The organism is Asanoa sp. WMMD1127, from assembly GCF_029626225.1.
Lineage (GTDB): Bacteria > Actinomycetota > Actinomycetes > Mycobacteriales > Micromonosporaceae > Asanoa.
This window is the reverse complement of record NZ_JARUBP010000001.1, coordinates 6,232,951-6,249,778: the sequence shown is the minus strand read 5'-3', so window position 1 is coordinate 6,249,778 and position 16,828 is coordinate 6,232,951. Positions and strand designations below refer to the sequence as shown.

Genomic DNA, 16,828 nt, shown 5'->3' with positions numbered 1-16,828 from the left:
CGAATATCCTGCCGGCGGCAGGATCCCAAGTTCGTGCCACGGGGAGTCTGCCGCCGAGGGTCGGAGGATGAGTGCCGCCGCACGCACCGGGCACCGGCGTCGCCGACCGTGCCGCCGGGGAACCCGCCGGCACGGCGCCCGACGGGGTCGTCGCGCACGCCCGCGCCCTGCTGGCCACGCCCGGCCTGGTGGTGCTGACCGGCGCGCCGGGCAGCGGCCGCAGCACGGCGCTGCGGGAGCTCGCGGCCGGGTTCCGCGGCCCGGTCTACGCCGGCGGCGGCCTCGCGATGCTCCAGGACGTGCCGGCCCTGGCGCTGTCCCGGGCGGTCCGGGTGCGGCTGCCGGCCCACGACGCGGCCCTGCTCGCCGAGGCGGTCCGGTCCCGGGTCCGGTCGGGCCTGCTCGTCGTCGACGACCTGCAGTGGGCCGACCCGGCCACGGTCGAGGCCGTCGCCGCCCTGGCCGCGCACACCCGGGTCGCGGTAGCGCTGCGGACCCCGCACCGGCTGCCGGCCGAGGCGGTCGGCGCGCTACGCCGGGCGGCGGCGGGCTGGCTGGCGCTTCCGCCGCTGACGGCTTCGGAAGCCACCGACCTGGCGCGGCGGGTGGCGCCGTCCCTCGATCCCGCGGCGGTCGCCGAGGTGGTGCGCCGGGCCGGTGGGGTGCCGCTGGCGGTGACGGCGCTGGCCCGGCACGCGGCCGGCCGTGCGCCAGATCTTGGCGCGGAGGTCACCGGCGCGCTGCCAGTGGTGCCGCCGGTGACGGCGGAGGTCGACCAGGTGGCGTACGCGGTCGCCGAGGCGCTCGCCGACCTGACCCGCCCGGCCCGCACGGCCATGGCGGCGTTGGGTTTGCTCGGCCGGCCCGCCCTGGCGGGGTTGCTGGGCGCGGGAGTCGACGAGTTGCGCGCGGCGGGGCTTGTGGTCACGGTCATGGCGCCGCCCGCGTCCGTCGACGGTGGGCCTGGTGCGGCGGGGGCCGCGGATGTGCCGCTCGGCGCCGCAACCGGTGGGCCCGGCGGCGGGCCTGTCGCAGCGTCGTCAGCGCTGGACGACGGCGACACGGCTGCCGCCGCCAACGGGCGGCCGGTCGGCGGGGCCGAGGAGCAGGGTGAGTCGGGTACGGCCGCCCACGGGCGGCCGGTCGGCGGGGCCGAGGAGCAGGGTGAGTCGGGTACGGCCGCCCACGGGCGGCCGGTCGGCGGGGCCGAGGAGCAGGGTGAGTCGGGTACGGCCGCCCACGGGCGGCCGGTCGATGGCGCCGAAGAGCAGGACGAGTCGGTCGGGTCGGTCTTCGCCGGTCTGGCTTCGGCCGGCGACCTGGGCGAGCTGGTCGGGCCGGCCTCGCCGTATGTGGCCGAGGTCGCCGCGGGCATGCTCGATCCGGCGGCGCGCGCCGCCCTGCACCGGCGGCTCGCGGAGCTGACACCTGACCGGGAGGCGGCCCGGCACCTGGCAGCCGCCGGTGACGACACCGCCGCGGCCGCGCGGGCCCTGGCCGCTGTCGACCGGGCCGCGACCGCGGGCGAGCGGGCGGAGCTGCTGCTGCTCGCGTGCGGCCTGCCGGGCGCCCGCCCGACCGACGAGACCCGGATCGCCGCCGCGCAGGCCGCGCTCGCCGCCGGCCGGCCCCGCGACGCGGCACGGGTGCTCGCCGCCGGTGGCCCGCTCGGCGTCGCCGCCGCCGTGCTGCGGGCCGAGGCGTTGCTGCAGACCGGCGACCTGTCGGCAGCGCGGGCGGCCGCTTCGCCGGTGCCCGACGACGCGCCGCCCGATGTGCAGGCCGGCCGCGACCGGGTGCTGCTGCTGGTCCAGCTGGCCACCGACCTGCCCGGCGCCCTCGCCTCGGCCACCCGGCACGGCGACGCGCCATCGCACGCGGGGCTGCGGGCCGCGGTCGCCGCGGTGCGGGCGGCGGGGCGGGTCCCGGGCTGGGAGTACGGGCTCGCCTCCGCGGCCGAGGCCGCCGCCGCGGCCGGTGACGCGCTCGCGACCCGGTGGAGCGCGTGGCTGCTCGTCGAGACGCTCGCCGCCGACGGGCGGCTCACCGAGGCCGCGGCCACGGCGCAGCGGGCGGCGGCGGCGTGCGCGGCCGACCTCGCGTACAGCTGGCAGGCCCGATTCCTCGCCGCCGCCCTGTGGTGCGAGGCGCTGCGCGGTGACCCGGCCGGCACCCCGGCCGACGACGTGGTCCGGCGGGCCGCGGACCTCACGGACCGGACGGTGCCGACGGTGGCGCGGGCGTACGCGGTCGCGGCGGCCAGCCTCGTCGAGGCCGACGGAGGCCTGCTCGCCCCGGCCCGCGCGCGGATCGCCGCCGCCGCGCCCGCGCCGGCCGCCGCCGCGTTGCTGGACTGGGTGGCCCGCGAGGCCGCGTGGCTCGACGGGCAGCCGGACCGGGCCGCCAACCCCGCCGGTGGTGCGGCGCCACCGCTGGTCGACGGGCTGCGGCGGATCACCGCGCGCTGGGCGGCGTACGACGGTGGCGATCCTGACCCGGCCGATCTCGACGCGACGGACGCCCCGTCCGCCTTGCCGACGGCCGTACGCGAGACCCTCTCGGCGTGGTCGGGTACGGGCGGCTTCGACCGGGCCGCGGCGGCGTGGCACGACCTGGTCGTCCGCGAGGAGGTGCGCTGCCTGCTGGCGGCCGGCCTGCACGAGACCGACCCGGAGCGGGCGGTGGCGGCGCTGCTCGCGGCCGAAGGGCTCGCGGAGTCGGCGGGCCTGGTGGTGCTGCTCGGCCGGGCCCGCCGGGCGTTGCGCCGCCACGCGGTCCGACGCGAGACCCGGGGCCCACGCGCCGGCGCCGACCTGACCGAACGCGAACGCGACGTGCTGCGCCTGGTCGCCCGCGGCGAGCCGAGCCGCCGGATCGCCGGCCAGCTCGGCATCTCCGCCGAGACCGTCGAGACCCACATCCGGGCCGGCATGCGCAAACTCGGCGCCCGCACCCGCACCGCGGCCGCCGCGATGGCGCTGGAGCAGCTGCGATGACCAAGGGGAGGCCGTGAACGGCGACGACCAGCCCCGCTACGTCCTGCCGAGCGCCGGCGACGCGACGGCGGTGCTGCGCCGCCTGGCCCGCTCCGGCTGGACGACCCGGGAGGGCTTCGCCCTCACCGAGCAGGCATGGGACCTGACCGGCAACCGGCTGCTGCTGTTCGGCCGGGTGCCGGACCGCGAGACCGTACGCCTGGTCGTGCTCGCCGCCGCCCGCGGTGCCGGGGTGGTCGCGATCACCGACGCCACCGGCGACATCGGCCGGTCACTGCTCGCCGACCTGACCCGCCTGGGCCCCGTGCACCGCGACCCGGGCGCCGACCCGGGACCGGCGCCGTCCGGGGAGCTGCTCCCGGAACAGCGGGCGCTGCTGGACCGCCTCGCCAACGGCGAAACGATCGCCGCCGCGGCGGCCGCGGAGTTCCTGTCGCTGCGCACGGCCAACCGCCGCATAGCCCAGGCCCGCGAAACCCTGGGCGTCCGCACCACCCGCGAAGCCGTTCTGGCCTACCTCAGCCAACGCAGCAACTAACCGCGCCGCCGCGGTCGCATCGCCCGCACGGTTTGGGTCGTCGTCGAGGATGGTGGAGGCGCGTGCCGCTGGCGCGCGGGTCGTGCAAGACCCGGCACTGGCCCTCAGGCCAAGGTTGGCGCGCCTCTTCCGGCCTATGCCTCCGGTGCGCGGCGGCGGTGGCGGCGGGTGAGGTCGACGGGTCGGGACTTGTCGACGTAGCGCGGACCGTCGAGCTCATCCGGCCGGATCGTGGCCAGGGTGTCCGTCAGCGCGTCGATGATGCGTTCGGTCGCCCGCATGGCCGCGCCGGGCGTGCCTGGGGTCAGGTCGGACAGGTCTATCGGCGGCCCGAAGTGGACGCGGATGACCGGCCGCCGGAGCAGCGACCGGGCGAAGCCGCGGGTGACGTTGCGGAAGGACGTCACGTACGGCATGACCTCGTGGGAGCCCCACTGGGCGACCGGGATGACCGGTGCGCCGGTCGCGAACGCGAGACGGGCCGCGCCGGTCTTGCCGCGTTCCGGCCACATGGCGGGGTCGAGACCGATGCGGCCCTCCGGGTAGACCATGACCACGGATCCCTCGAGGACCGCTTCGGCCGCGACACCGAGCGCGTCACCGACGGTGGCGGTGCGGCGGTCGACCCGGATGTGCCCCGACGCGCGCATCACCGGGCCGACGATCGGCGCCCGGAACAGGCCGCCGCTGGCCATGATCCGCGGAGCGATCCCCATCATGCGGGTGGCCACCGTCAGCGCCACCGGGTCGAACGGGCTGATGTGGTTGACCGCCATGATCAGTGGCCCGCGGCGCAGCTCGTCGGGCACCTCACCGCTGACCCTGACCCGCGCCACCGACGACACGACCACACGGGCGAAGGTCTGCAGACCGAGCCAGAACCGCGGCGCCTGCCAGGTCGCGGCAGGCGTCGGAGATACGGTCGCGGGCTCCATCAACAGTTGATCGTGCCACACCCGCCGATCATGGGACGCGGACCGGCCCAGGTCGGACGGCGGTTCCGCCCGGCGGGTCGACGCGCTGCGGGCTGTCGACCCGCCGGCGCGGACGCAACCCACAGCCGTAGTTGCCGCCGGGCGCTCGGACGCTCCGCCGGGCGCCGGGACGGCTCCGCCAGGAGCCGAGATGGTCAGCGCTCGAAGCGCCGCACCGCGGCGCCGGGCCGCCACAGCTCGATGACCAGCTTGTCGATCGCCGGCGACAACCCCGTGTGGACCACCTCCAGCAGGTCGAGGCGGAACAGGTGCATGCTGTCCGGTGAACCGTCGGGGACGACGGCGCTGAAGCGGTCGAAGTCGGTGACCGCCTCCGCGCGGCCGGACAGCTTCGCCTCGCCCGGCCACGAGCTCGGGTCGTCGCCCGGGTCGATCGTGCCCGAGTGCAGCGCGAACCGTGGGTCGCGTAGCAGGTCCTGCGCCTTGCGGGCCTGCCACATCGAACCCAGCCACAGGTCGTCGCCGGCGACCATGGTCTCGATGCCGCTGATCCTGGGCGCGCCGTCGCCGCGGATCGTGGCCAGCGTCTTGTGCTTGTTGGCGTTGAGCGCCGCCCGCACCCGGACCGCCAGGTCCGGCGCCTCCGCCACGAAGACCGCCCAGGACGTCACGGCTCAGCCCACGTCGCGTAGCTCGGCCAGCCGCGCCTCGATCTCGGCCAGCTCCGCGCGTAGCTTCTCCGCCTGCGACTCCGCCTCGGCCCGCTCCGACGCCATGATCTGCTCGACGGCCTCGTGGACGCCCGGCACGTCGACCAGGGCGACCATCTTCAACGCCTCGGCCGGGCGGATCACATAGGGCTTGGCCAGGCTCTTGCTGCCCTGGGCGGCGGCCACCGTCCACTCACCGTCGGCGTAGGCCAGCGTCACCGTCAGCCCGGCCGGACCCTTCGGCTTGGCCGTCTTCGCGGCCCGCTTCGCCGGACGCGGGGCGGCCTCCGCCGGCTCCTCCACCGTGGACGTGGTCACCTTGGTCTCCTCACGTGGCGCCGGGACGGCGGACTTGGCGGGGGCTGGGGCCGGTGCGGCCGGCGGTAGCAGGCCCGGCCCGGGCGGCGGCTCCTCCGCCGGCGGCGCCGCCTTGGCCGCGGTCGACTTCGCCGCGGCGGCCCGGCCGGCGCCACGCGGCGCGACCGCCAGGTCGGTGGGGGAGAACGGCAACTCGTCGCGGCCGAACCGGACCACCACGAACTCGTCGGAGACGTCCGGGTCGGTCAGCTCGACCACCTGGCCGGTCTGGCCCTCGATCTGGCCCGCCGACGCGGTGAACACCACCTTGGGCTTGCGACCGGCGGCGAGACTGTCGCGGATCGACGACAACTCGTCGGTGGACAGACCGCGGACAGCGGTGCGCGCGGCGGCCATCGGGGAACCCCTCTCATCCGTACACATGTTTGATTTTGTGCAGGCTCTTCTTACCAGGCGGCTGCGACAAAAATGAACGCGGCGCGCCGCCTCAGGCCGACCAGACCGCCGCGACCCGCTCCGCCTCGGCCGCCGCCTGCGCCCGCCCGGCCCGCGCCGACGGCGCCCGCGCCGCGGGATCCAGCACGTTGCGGCCGATCGCCCGCCGCGCCGCCGCGTCCGGCGCCACCACGACCACCTCGGCCCCGGCCCGGCGCAGCGTCGTCAGCTGCCGGTCCAACCGGCCGTGCCGGCCCAACGAGCGCGGGATCGGCGCCAGCAGCACCACCCGGTCACACCCCGCCGCCAGGTCGACGTTGGTGGTGGAGCGCACGCCGCCGTCGACGTACCGCCGGCCGTTGATCGTCACCGGCGGCCACACCCCGGGGACCGCGCAGCTCGCACCGACCGCGTCGACGACCTCGACGCCGGACTCGCGGGTGAACACCGACGTCTCGCCGCTGACCGCGTCGACCGCCACGATCCGCAGCTCGCGCTCGGGCCACTCCAACGCCGGCAGCCGCGAGGCGATCGCGGCCCGCCGCCGTTCCTCCGGCATCGTCGGCGCCCGCAACGCCATCGCGCCGACCCGCGCCGCCGCCCGCACCGGGTCCCGCGACGTCGCCGACGCCCACACCCACGACGCCACGGACCCCCACCCGAGCTTCGCCGGCGTCCCGGTCTCCGGCGGCGCGAGCTGGGACTCGTAAAGATCGCTCAGGGGTACGCCGGCCGCCACGCCCGTGCCGACGAACGACCCCGCCGACGTGCCGATCACGACGTCGGCGGCCGAGAGGTCCACACCGGCGTCCGCGAGCCCGGCCAGCATGCCGATCTCCCACGCGATCCCGGTGACCCCGCCACCGCCACACACCAGGGCCCTGCCACCCATGCGCACCTCCGCTGAAAGTGCCCACAGGGTACGGGCACGCGCCCGCTCCCGCTCACCTGTGCACCGAAGCCGGGGCGGCGGTGTCACCGGCTGTTGATCATGGCCCGGGGCGGGGGAGAGGTGGGGAACGGTGGATGCGACCAGATGGGCCGCCATCGGGGTGGAGCGGCATCTGCCTGCCGGCGTGCGTTCCGGGTTTTTCGGTCTGCGGTGGAGGCCGCAGGTCGCGGCTCGCGGGCGACGAACGGACCGCACAGCAGGACTGGGCCATGTTGGTTGACCGCCCGGGGCGCCGATTGTGGGCAGCGGACCGGCCCAGGTCGGGCCGCCGCTTCGCCCGCTTCGTCGCCGGACCCCAGGTCGGGCCCCACCCGGGCCCGTTTGGGCGGTCCGGGTGGACTGATGATTCACTTGTCGACGGTCGGCCCTGGCCGGCGTCGGCGGGACTCGCGTTCGCAGTGCGGGAGATCATGGTGGAGCGCCTTGTCCGGGTGGCTGACGACCGTGTGCTGGGGCGCGGGCGGAGCGAGGAGCTGCCGATGGTGGCCGCGGAGGCGTTGGCGCGGGGTGTCGACTCGCCGGCGTTGCGGGAGCTGGCCGGGCTCGGGCGAAGCGATGTGCGGGAGGCGGCCGAGCTGTTCGAGCGCGCGATGGCGGAACTCGGGCATCCACCGCGGTCGAAGGATGCGGTGGCGTGGGCCCGGATCCGGGACATCGCCGACCGGTTGTTCACGCGGCGGGCCGCGCCGCCGAACGCCGCGGAGGACATCGCCGCGTTGCTGTGCGGACTCGCGGAGTCGGACGAGCGGACCGACGACCTGGCGCTCCGGCTCGTCGTCCTGTCGGACCTCTGGCTTGACCAGCCTGCGGACCGCCCGGCGACCGTGGCCGACATCCTGTCCACTGTGTCCGAAATCAGGGATTTGTGACAGCCGGTGGCCTGGCGAGGTAGGCCTGCTTCGCGTCGGGTGAGAAGCCGCAGGCGCGGTAGAAGGCGTGCGTGGCCGGGGTGCGCGAGCCGGTCTGCAGCATCGCCTTGTAGCAGCCGGCGTCCCACGCGGCCTGGAGCGTGGCGGCCATGATCTCGCGCCCGAGTCCGGTGCCGCGGTGGGACTGGTCGACGACGACGTTCTCGATGACGGCGTACGGCGCGCCAGTGCGGGTCAGGTTCGGGATCACGTTGAGGTAGGTGGTGGCGACGACGGCGCCGTCGCGGTCCAGGACGAAGAGGTGCAGCCCGGGTGAGTCCAAGATCCGCTCGAAGGTGCCTGCGGCGTCGGTCGGAGGCGGATCGGACGGATGTAGCTGCCGGTAGAGGCCGAGGATCGCCTCCAGATCGCCCGGACCCGCCGCACGGAACATGTCAGGACACCCACCCGATTCTCGGTTGTTCGATAATGCGCATTATGTAAACCTGCGAACTGGACGTGAAAGGGTTGCGGATCTGGAAGATCGGCCGGAAGGGACCTGGGAGCCCCGGCCTAGCGGCCGTCCGGGTCGAGCAGTCGGTCGAGCATGGCGATGACGCGGTCCAGCCTGCCGTGCGCGGCGGTCAGCGAATCCTCGTGTCGGTCGAGCTTCTCGTTGTGCTGCGACTGCGCGATGGCCAGCGCCTGGATGGTGTGCTGCTGGGCGCGCAGCGTCTGAGCCATGTCGGCGAGGTCGCGACCACGGCCCTCGACCCGACCACCGCCCGGCGGACCGGGCGCGCCCTCGCCGCGGTGCTCGAGGGCCGCACGGTCGCCGCCGCTGGCACGCAGCCCGGATTCCACGCCAAGCCGATCCTCGATCGCAGCGATCCGCCGCTCCAGGTCCTCGAGGTTGCTCATCGCGGTGGTCCTCCAGCGGCCGTGTACGCAGCTTGGATTCCACCCCAAGCCGATCCTCGATCGCAGCTGTCCGCCGCTCCAGGTCGTCGAGGTCGCTCATCGCGGTGGTCCTCCAGCGGCCGTGTGCGCGGCGGGCTCTCGCGTCCGGACCACAGCGCAGCAAGTGTTCCCTCTCCCCTGCCCCACCCATGATCCACTCAGCGAAGGCGCGTTCATGATCCGTTCAAGGGGAGGTCGACGACCAAGGGGCGGTGGTCCGAGACCGTGAGGGCCGGCGTCGACGCCTCCGCCGACGACGGCCAGCTCCCCCAGCCCCGCGGGTCCGCCAGCACGTGATCGAGCTGCACCCGCGGCTCCGACGACGGGAACGTCGGCAGTCGGCCCAGCGGACGCCACCCCGACCCGACCGCGGCCGCCCCCGCCGGCAGATTCAGGTCACCCAGCAGCAGCCGCGGCGCCGGCAGGGTGCGCATGGCCCGGACGACCTGGCGCAGCTGCCACACGTTCCAGCCCGGCACGAACGACAGATGCGTCGCACCGACCGAGACCGGGCCCCACGGCGTGTCCAGGACCGCCATGACGAGGGCGCGCGGCTCGTCGCGCAGCAGCATCGGCCGGCCGCGGCCGCCGGGACCCATCGCGTAGATCGGCCCGGGCACCGGCGACGCCGACAGCCGCACCGTCCGCCACGACCGCACCGGATAGCGGCTGACCAGGCCGATGCCGTAGTTGGGCTCGGCGGCGCCGTCGTCGTCGTACGCCAGGGGTCGGTAGGTCTCCCCCGGCGTGCCCACGACCGCCGCCACGAACCGCCACGCGACCGCGCCGGCGGCCTCGGCGGCGACGGCGGTCAGGTCCAGTGAGCCCGACCGCGGCTGCAGCCGGTCCACCTCCTGCAGGGCGAGCACGTCCGCGTCGATCTTCGCCACCGACTCGGCGAACCGTTGCCGGTCGACGATCCCGTCGTCGATGGACCGGCCATGTAGCACGTTGAAGGTCGCCAACCGCACCTATGCACCCTACGGGTTCTTGTGGCAGGGTGGCCGCGTGATCTTCAAGGTCCTGGTCTGCGCCGCGCTCGTGTTCATCCTGATCGGGATGGCGGGCATCTACGTGCGACGGTCGCGCGACCGCTGAACCGGGCGACACGCCACGGCCCCCACGGGCTAGGTAAGGCTTCCCTTAGTAGGCTGGGCTCCGTGAGTGGCACGACGGCGGCGCCCCTCGGCGGGCCCGACCCGTCGGCAACCGCGCGATGGCTCGCACGCCACCGCCCCGACCTGCATCCCGCGTTCCAGCGTGAGCTCCCCGCGGCCCGCGCGGCCGTCATGCGCCGCCTCACCACCGGCATCGACCGCGAAAACCTCCACGCGCCCAAGGGGTACGCCGACCCGGCCGCCCTGCTGCGCGCCATGGGCCACGACCGGTTCGCCGCCGAGGTCGACAACAGCGTCGCCAACCTCGCCCTGGCCCACGCCACCCAGCCCCGCCCCGACGGGGGCCCACCCGTCATCACCCGCCCGCGCCCGCCGCACTGGGAGCAGCTCGTCGTCGACGGCCACCCCCTGCACCCCGGCTGCCGCACCCGCTCAGGCATGGACACGCAAGACGTCCTCGCCTACGCGCCAGAGCACCGCCCGGTCGTCGATCTCGTCGAGGTGGCCGTGCCCGCCGACCGCTGGCACACCACCGGCAAGGGCCTCCCACCCGTGCTCCACCTCCATCCCTGGCAGGCGCGAAGGGTCCTCGACGAACGACAGGACCTGCGCCCGACCGGCACCACCCGCGCCCGCCCGCTGATGTCGCTGCGCACCCTCGCCCCGCTCGACCAACCCGCCCTGCACCTGAAAACCGCCGTCGACGCGCAGCTGACCAGCGCCGTGCGCACCGTCTCCGCGGCCGCCGTCGAAAACGGACCGACCCTGACCGCATTCCTCGCCGACCTCACCGACGACATGGTGATCCTGCGGGAGCACGCCGCCGGCGCCGTCCGCACCGACGGCCGCCCGGACCGCCGCCTCGCCGTCGTCCACCGCCAGGCCCCGCCGCCGCGCGCCATCCCGGTCGCCGCCCTGTCCGCGCCATCACCGGCCGACGGCGCCCCGATCGCCCGGGAAGCGGTCCGCCTCGCCTACCGCGGCGACCCGAGACCGTTCCTCGCCGACCTGACCCGGTTGCTCGTCACCGGCCCGATGCGCCTGCTGCAGCGGGGCGTCGGCCTCGAAGCGCACGGCCAGAACACCCTCGTCACCCTCGACCACGGCCGCCCGGCCACCCTCTTCTACCGCGACGTCGGCGGCATCCGCATCGACCCCCGCCGGCTCACCGACGCGCCGCCCCTGCACGGCGACATCGCCGCCGCCACCCCTGACGAGCCGGAGACGACCGTGCTCGCGGCTCTCACCGTCGTCCTCGGCCAACTCGTCGCCACCCTCGCCGACTGCACCGCCACCCCGCCCACCGAGCTGTGGGCGGCGGCCGCCACGACCGCGGGGGAACAGCTCACCCGCCGCGACACCCTGCCGATCAAGGCCACCACCACCATGCGCCTCGCCGACGACCCGCTCGAACCGCGCTGGGCCCACGTACCGAACCCGCTGACGGAGCACCGGTGAGCACAGACCTCGACACCGCCGCCCGGCACACCGCCGGCCGCCTCAACCGCGTCGCGCCCGAACTGGTCGCGCCGTTCCGGGCCGCCCTGCCGCGCGCCGCCACCACCGTCGGTCGCCGCCTCGCCGGCGCCCTCTACCGGGAGAACATCGGCGACGCCCGGGAACGGTTCGCGGGCCGCGGCCGCCGCCACGGCTTCGACCGGCTCGAGGTCGACAAGCTCGACGAGCCGCCCACCGGCCCCGCCGAGCTGCTGCCGCCCGGCCTGCCCGGCGGACGCCAGCTCGCCGAGGAGCTCACCGACGCGACGGTCAACCTCGCCCTCGCGTACGCCCGCCGGCAGCCACCACCCGATGCCGGCGACGATCCGGACGGGCTTGCCCTGGCGTACGAGCGGCTCGCCGTCGACGGGCACAACCTGCACCCGTGCGGCCGCACCCGCCTGGGCTGGGACACCGCCGACACCCTCCACCACGACGTCGAGGCCGGCGCCACCACCGTCGTGTTCGTCGCCGTGCACCCCGACCTGCACGTCGGCGACGACCTCGGCGCGACCCTCGCCGACCTCTACGACACACCGGCCGGCCACGCCGTCGTGCCCGTCCACCGGTGGCAGCGCGACACCGTCCTGCGCACCCGCTACGCCGACCTCTACGCGGACGGCCGCCTCCGGGACCTCGACGGCGCCCTCGACGCCGCGCCCACCGCCGCCGTGCGCACCCTGCTGCTCCCACCCGCCCGCGACGGCCACCGCCGCTACCTCAAGCTCTCCCTCGACATCCAGGTCACCTCGACCCGGCGCAGCATCTCCACCGCCAGCACCCGCAACGGCCCCGCCATCTCGACCCTGCTGCACCGGCTCCTCGCCGACCAGCCGACCGTGGTCCTCCTGGCCGAGACCCACGGGGCGGCGCTCACCGCCGGACAGGGCCGCGACGGGTCCGCGATCCTGCGCGACGGCCTCGACCGCCACCTCAGCGACGGGGAGACCGCGATACCCGGCGGCGGCCTCACCGCCGGCGACACCCTCGACCACCTCGTCCCCGCGGGACCGGACAACGCCCTCCGCTTCGTCTCCGCGTACGCCCGGCTGCTCCTGCCGCCCCTGGTCACCCTCGCCGCCCGGCACGGCATCGCCCTCGAAGCCCACCTGCAGAACTGCCTGCCCACCTTCGTCGCCGGTCGCCCGCACCGCATCGTCTTCCGCGACTTCGCCGGCCTGCGCCTGCACCTGCCGCGGCTGGCCGACCCGCCGACCCTCTGGCCCGGCTCCGTCGTCGCCACCACCGACGTCGACGTCATGCGGGCCAAGCTCGGCTACACCGCCCTGCAGGCCCACCTCGGTGAGATCGTCGTGCGCCTCACCCGCTCCCACGACCTCGACGAGGACCGCGCCTGGCAGGAGATCCGCGAAGCCCTGGACGAGGCGTACGAGCCACTCCTGCGCGACCCCGCCACCAGCGCCGCCGCCCGGGCCGACCACGCCGCCCTGACCGCCCGTACCGTCCCGCACAAGGCTCTGGTCCGGATGCGGCTGGCCGGCGACGGCGACCGCTACGTCGCCGTGCAGAATCCGCTCCATGGTCCCTGAACCGGTCGCCGCCGCCCTGCGCGCCGCCCGCCGCCCGGTCTGCGCCTACGTCTACGACCCCACCGTCGCCATCGACCGCATCGCAGCCCTGCGCGCCGCGCTGCCTGCCGGCACCCAGGTCCTCTACGCCGTCAAGGCCAACGGCAACCCCGACCTGCTGCGCGCCATCGCCGCCCACGCCGACGGCCTCGAGGTCGCCTCCGGCGGCGAGCTCGCCCTCGCCCAAGCCGCCGGCGCCAGGACCATCGCGTTCGCCGGCCCCGCCAAGACCGACGACGAGCTCGCCGCCGCCGTCACCGCCGGCGCGATGATCCACGTCGAGAGCGCCCACGAGCTGCGCCGCCTCACCCACCTCGCCGCCGGCCGGCCCACCAGGGTCGCCCTGCGCGTCAACCGGGCCGCCGACACCCCCAGCGGCAGCCACCGCATGACCGGCACACCCACCCCGTTCGGCATCGCCGAGGACGACCTCGACACCCTGCCCCGCGACCTGCCGATCAGCGGCTTCCACCTGCACGCCGTCTCCAACAACCTCGACGCCGCCGCCCACGCCGCCTTCATCGACGACGCCGTGCGCTGGTCGACCGCCGCCGCCGCGCGACTGGGCATCGACCTCACCTACGTCAACGTCGGCGGCGGCCTCGGCATCGACTACACCGGCGACCAGCGGTTCGACCTCACCGCCCTGCGCACGATCCGCACACCGGTCACCGTCGAACCCGGACGGTGGATCACCGCCGACGCCGGCTGGTACGCCGCCGAAGTCATCGACCTCAAACGCAACCACGGCCGCTGGTTCGCCGTCCTGCGCGGCGGCACCCACCACTTCCGGCTACCCGCCGCCTGGGGCTACAGCCACCCGTTCACGATCCACGCCGTCGACGACTGGCCCCACCCGTTCCCCCGTCCGGAGGTAACCGACGTCCCCGTCGACGCCACCGGCGAGCTCTGCACCCCACGCGACGTCCTCACCCGCGGCCAGCACGTCGACCGGCTCCGCGTCGGCGACGTGCTCGTCTACGCCCGCACCGGCGCCTACGGGTGGGACATCTCCCACCACGACTTCCTCCGTCACCCGTACCCGGAAGTGACCGTCCTGCCCGCCGTGGGTTAGCGTCGGCCCGTGACGCCATCCAACCTGCGCGGCGGCCGCCGCGTCCACACCGGACGCCGCCTCGGCCAGGTGATCGGCCGCAAACCCACCGGCGTCACCGCCGGCCAGTGGAACACCGCCAGCGCCGTCGTCGTCGACCACCTCGTCACCGACGCCGCCACCGACCAGCCCGACTTCGCGCTGTTCATCACCGACGACACCGCCAACCAGCGCGCCGCCCGGATGACCGCCGCCGTCTGCGACGCCGTCGGCCTGCCGTTCCTGCGCGTCACCTCACCCACCCTGACCGCCGCCGACCACGGCGCGCAGATCCTGCACTACATCCTCGACGCCCGCGCGTTCGGCGCCGACGACGGCACCGGCGGCTACCGCGACATCGTCGGCCGCCTCCCCGACGGCCGCACCGGCTACGTCAACGACCTCTCCTCCGTCGCCCGCGCCGCCGCCGTCGACGCGTACGCCGCCCGCCAGCTCTTCGACCCCATCATCCGCGGCATCCGCGTCCGCTGGACCGGCGGACCCGCCGAAGGCTGGGCCTGGCTCCAACTCCGCGAAGGCGGCTACGTCTTCGAACGCGTCCGCCTCGCCGAACACCGCACCACCTGCGGCGTACCCGCCGACCGCCTCGCCGAGGACCTCGCCGGCGCCGCCATCGGCCAACGCCTCAAACTGCGCCACAGCGCCGCACCGGACCTCGTCGACCTCGCCCACATCGAGGCCCGGCTCCGCGACCTGTCAGCCCACCGCGCCGAGCTCGTCGACGGCTTCCCCTACGAACACCTGCTCGCCGATCAGCCCGCCGCCCGGTAGGCGCTGCCCATCGGCGTCAACGTGCCGTTCTCCTTGTAGAGACCCGTCCGGCTGTCACCCGCCGACGGCAGACCGAACCACGAATAACGCTCCACGTACGACAGGCCCTGCAGCATGTCCGTCGCACCTTCGATGAACGCCGCCTGCTGCGCGTCACTCGGATACGACGCCCCCGAACCGTCGAACCGGATCAACGCGAACTCCGTCAACCAGATCGGCAGCTTGTACTTCGCGTACACCTGCTGCAGGTAGCCCTTCAGGTGCCCGACCGCCGCCGACGAGAAGTCACCGCCGTACCAGTGCAGCGTGATGAAGTCGACCCGGTAGCCCCTCTGCTTCGCGCCCGCCATGAACTGGTCCAGCCACTTCCCGCTGTCCGCCGCCCCGAACGCCACCGACGGGCTGCCCAACCGCATCCCCGTCGCCTGCAGCCGCGGCCACAGCTCCAGCGCCTTGCCCGGCGTCATGTTGGACTGCTCCGCCATGTCGGGCTCGTTGAACCCGAGCAGCGTGTCACCCTCCCGCTTCGCCTTGGCGAGGGTCGCGTCCGTGACGTTCGCCGTGCCCCAGATCATCGGCACGAACTCGACCCCCGACGCCGGCATCCGGTCGTTGTCGGCCCCCCAGTTGTAGTACCAGGACGCCCCGACCGCCTTCAGACCCGCGTTCACCGCCGGGAAGTCCCACACCGCCGCGCCCTTCTTCGCCGTCTTACGCGTCGGCGGCAACGGCGCCACGGGCTTCTTCTTCGGGGACGGCTTCGCGGTGGGCGAGACCGCCGCCGACGGCGACGCCGTCGGCGGCGGCGTCGCATCAGGGGATACGCGCGGCGGGGCGCTCGAGGCCGCAGGAGGCAACACCGCCGCGGCCGGAACCGGGTCCCCGCTCCGCACGACACCGAACGTGACCACGGCCGCGGCGGCGACCGCCACCGTGGCGACCGCGGCCGCGACCGGCTTGCTGATCGCGACACCCTTCAACACCCACGCCGCACCCTTGGCCGCGGTGCCCACGCTCCCGGGCCCGCCGGCTCCCGTGGCCGCCACCCCGCCGAGCTGAGCGGTTCCGGCGCCTGGCACGGCCGTCGTGGTGCTCCAGGCGCCCGTGGCCGAGCCGGTCGCACCGTTCCAGGCGGCGCCCGCCGCGCTGCCGACCGCTCCTCCGGCGATCGCGCCACCAGCGGCGCTGACCATCGCCGCCACCAGCCCCGCCGCCGGAGCGACCAGGCCGATGCCGGCGAGCAGCCGCTCCGCTGCCACCAGCTGCCCCACCGCCACACCACAGTGCGGGCACTCGCGGACGTGCCGGGCCAGCCGCTTGCGCCACAACGCGTCCGGCCGGCCCGACCAGCCGGCGAGCACGTCGGCCAGCTCCGCGCAGCGTGGCCGGGCAGCCAGGGCCCGCACCACGATCCGGGCGGTGTCGAGGGTGGCCTTCATGCGCTGGACGCGTACCGCCGCGTGTTGGTTCGACAGCCCCAGCGACTGCGCCAGGTCGTCGCGGGTCAGCTCGCCGGACGCCTCGAGCCACCACAGCGACAGCAGCTCGCGGTCGTCCGCGTCAAGCCAGCGGGTCGCCTCGGCCACCTCGCGCCGCTGCCCGGACAGCTCCAGCCGCAGGATCGTCAGGTCGGCGAAGTCCGCGCCCGGGTCGCTGACGTCATGGTCGCCGGGGTAGCCGAGGTGGCCGGCCTGCCGCGCCCGGTAGGGGTCCGCCTGGCGGTCGCGCACCTGCCGCACCGCGATCGCGACCAGCCACGCCCGGAACCGCGCCGGGTCGCGCAGCTGACGCAGACCGGTGACACAGCGCAGCATCGTCTCCTGCACGACGTCGTCGACGTCGGCGTGCCCGTCGAGCGCGCGACCGACGACGTTGTAGACCAGCGGCAGGTACTCCGCCACCAGCCGGTCGACCGCCCGCGGATCACCGTCGCGAGCAGCGGACACCAACGCCTGCTCGTACCCTTCGCGCATCGCACCTCTCCTCGAAGCCGCCTCATCGTGGCGCACAGGAGACGACCGGGGCGACCGCCGGATAACAGATTTAA

Annotated in this window: 15 protein-coding genes; 7 read left to right on the top strand and 8 right to left on the bottom strand. The window is 75.1% G+C overall.

Features of this window, described 5'->3' with window-relative positions; all coding sequences use genetic code 11:
• Window positions 1–71 precede the first annotated feature (71 nt).
• Window positions 72–2,996, top strand: coding sequence for a LuxR family transcriptional regulator (locus tag O7635_RS29850; protein ID WP_278083823.1), 2,925 nt, complete (start codon window positions 72–74; stop codon window positions 2,994–2,996).
• A gap of 13 nt (window positions 2,997–3,009) precedes the next feature.
• Complete coding sequence (locus tag O7635_RS29845) at window positions 3,010–3,534, top strand: LuxR family transcriptional regulator (protein ID WP_278083822.1); 525 nt, start codon at window positions 3,010–3,012, stop codon at window positions 3,532–3,534.
• Window positions 3,535–3,668: 134 nt separating this feature from the next.
• Here the strand turns inward: O7635_RS29845 and O7635_RS29840 are convergent, their stop codons facing one another.
• The 4 genes from O7635_RS29840 to O7635_RS29825 all read right to left on the bottom strand — a co-directional run bounded on the left by O7635_RS29840 (window position 3,669) and on the right by O7635_RS29825 (window position 6,824).
• Window positions 3,669–4,469 carry a lysophospholipid acyltransferase family protein gene (locus O7635_RS29840; RefSeq protein ID WP_278085599.1) on the bottom strand — a complete coding sequence of 267 codons (801 nt, stop codon included), beginning with the start codon at window positions 4,467–4,469 and terminating at the stop codon, window positions 3,669–3,671.
• Window positions 4,470–4,663: 194 nt separating this feature from the next.
• Window positions 4,664–5,140 carry a pyridoxamine 5'-phosphate oxidase family protein gene (locus tag O7635_RS29835; protein WP_278083821.1) on the bottom strand — a complete coding sequence of 159 codons (477 nt, stop codon included), beginning with the start codon at window positions 5,138–5,140 and terminating at the stop codon, window positions 4,664–4,666.
• Window positions 5,141–5,143: 3 nt separating this feature from the next.
• Window positions 5,144–5,893 (bottom strand): hypothetical protein, encoded by a 750-nt coding sequence (locus tag O7635_RS29830; RefSeq protein ID WP_278083820.1) that lies wholly within the window; start codon window positions 5,891–5,893, stop codon window positions 5,144–5,146.
• Between the two features lie 91 nt (window positions 5,894–5,984).
• Entirely contained in the window at window positions 5,985–6,824 is an 840-nt protein-coding gene (locus O7635_RS29825; protein ID WP_278083819.1) for a patatin-like phospholipase family protein, read from the bottom strand.
• Window positions 6,825–7,294: 470 nt separating this feature from the next.
• Here O7635_RS29825 and O7635_RS29820 point away from each other — a divergent pair, with 470 nt between their 5' ends.
• Complete coding sequence (locus O7635_RS29820; RefSeq protein WP_278083818.1) at window positions 7,295–7,753, top strand: hypothetical protein; 459 nt, start codon at window positions 7,295–7,297, stop codon at window positions 7,751–7,753.
• On the opposite strand, the gene O7635_RS29815 is transcribed toward O7635_RS29820, so the two are convergent.
• The 3 genes from O7635_RS29815 to O7635_RS29805 all read right to left on the bottom strand — a co-directional run bounded on the left by O7635_RS29815 (window position 7,740) and on the right by O7635_RS29805 (window position 9,663).
• Window positions 7,740–8,186, bottom strand: a complete 447-nt coding sequence (locus O7635_RS29815; RefSeq protein ID WP_278083817.1) for a GNAT family N-acetyltransferase — start codon at window positions 8,184–8,186, stop codon at window positions 7,740–7,742. The two genes, O7635_RS29820 and O7635_RS29815, sit on opposite strands and share 14 nt — an antisense overlap.
• Window positions 8,187–8,305: 119 nt before the next feature.
• Window positions 8,306–8,653: a hypothetical protein gene (locus tag O7635_RS29810; RefSeq protein ID WP_278083816.1), complete on the bottom strand. Its 348-nt coding sequence runs from the start codon at window positions 8,651–8,653 to the stop codon at window positions 8,306–8,308.
• Between the two features lie 212 nt (window positions 8,654–8,865).
• The gene (locus tag O7635_RS29805) at window positions 8,866–9,663 is read right to left on the bottom strand and encodes an endonuclease/exonuclease/phosphatase family protein (RefSeq protein WP_278083815.1); all 798 of its coding nucleotides are present in this window, start codon (window positions 9,661–9,663) and stop codon (window positions 8,866–8,868) included.
• Between the two features lie 189 nt (window positions 9,664–9,852).
• Between O7635_RS29805 and O7635_RS29800 the strand changes: the two genes are divergently transcribed.
• The 4 genes from O7635_RS29800 to O7635_RS29785 are packed head-to-tail and all read left to right on the top strand — an operon-like array spanning window position 9,853 to window position 14,781.
• Window positions 9,853–11,268 carry an IucA/IucC family protein gene (locus O7635_RS29800; RefSeq protein WP_278083814.1) on the top strand — a complete coding sequence of 472 codons (1,416 nt, stop codon included), beginning with the start codon at window positions 9,853–9,855 and terminating at the stop codon, window positions 11,266–11,268.
• Entirely contained in the window at window positions 11,265–12,857 is a 1,593-nt protein-coding gene (locus O7635_RS29795; protein ID WP_278083813.1) for an IucA/IucC family protein, read from the top strand. The genes O7635_RS29800 and O7635_RS29795 overlap by 4 nt, the downstream gene beginning before the upstream one ends.
• Window positions 12,847–13,971, top strand: a complete 1,125-nt coding sequence (locus tag O7635_RS29790; RefSeq protein WP_278083812.1) for an alanine racemase — start codon at window positions 12,847–12,849, stop codon at window positions 13,969–13,971. The genes O7635_RS29795 and O7635_RS29790 overlap by 11 nt, the downstream gene beginning before the upstream one ends.
• A gap of 9 nt (window positions 13,972–13,980) precedes the next feature.
• Window positions 13,981–14,781 (top strand): hypothetical protein, encoded by an 801-nt coding sequence (locus O7635_RS29785; RefSeq protein WP_278083811.1) that lies wholly within the window; start codon window positions 13,981–13,983, stop codon window positions 14,779–14,781.
• Here O7635_RS29785 and O7635_RS29780 read toward each other — a convergent pair.
• A complete protein-coding gene (locus O7635_RS29780; protein ID WP_278083810.1) occupies window positions 14,763–16,754 on the bottom strand; it encodes a sigma-70 family RNA polymerase sigma factor in 1,992 nt (663 codons plus the stop codon). The two genes, O7635_RS29785 and O7635_RS29780, sit on opposite strands and share 19 nt — an antisense overlap.
• Window positions 16,755–16,828 lie beyond the last annotated feature (74 nt).

What these genes read in the sequence shown, in the direction of transcription:
- O7635_RS29840 (WP_278085599.1), bottom strand. Translation starts at nt 4,469, where the DNA reads ATGGAGCCCGCGACCGTATCTCCGACGCCTGCCGCGACCTGGCAGGCG.
- O7635_RS29815 (WP_278083817.1), bottom strand. Translation starts at nt 8,186, where the DNA reads ATGTTCCGTGCGGCGGGTCCGGGCGATCTGGAGGCGATCCTCGGCCTC.
- O7635_RS29810 (WP_278083816.1), bottom strand. Translation starts at nt 8,653, where the DNA reads ATGAGCAACCTCGAGGACCTGGAGCGGCGGATCGCTGCGATCGAGGAT.
- O7635_RS29830 (WP_278083820.1), bottom strand. Translation starts at nt 5,893, where the DNA reads ATGGCCGCCGCGCGCACCGCTGTCCGCGGTCTGTCCACCGACGAGTTG.
- O7635_RS29780 (WP_278083810.1), bottom strand. Translation starts at nt 16,754, where the DNA reads ATGCGCGAAGGGTACGAGCAGGCGTTGGTGTCCGCTGCTCGCGACGGT.
- O7635_RS29790 (WP_278083812.1), top strand. Translation starts at nt 12,847, where the DNA reads ATGGTCCCTGAACCGGTCGCCGCCGCCCTGCGCGCCGCCCGCCGCCCG.
- O7635_RS29820 (WP_278083818.1), top strand. Translation starts at nt 7,295, where the DNA reads ATGGTGGAGCGCCTTGTCCGGGTGGCTGACGACCGTGTGCTGGGGCGC.
- O7635_RS29825 (WP_278083819.1), bottom strand. Translation starts at nt 6,824, where the DNA reads ATGGGTGGCAGGGCCCTGGTGTGTGGCGGTGGCGGGGTCACCGGGATC.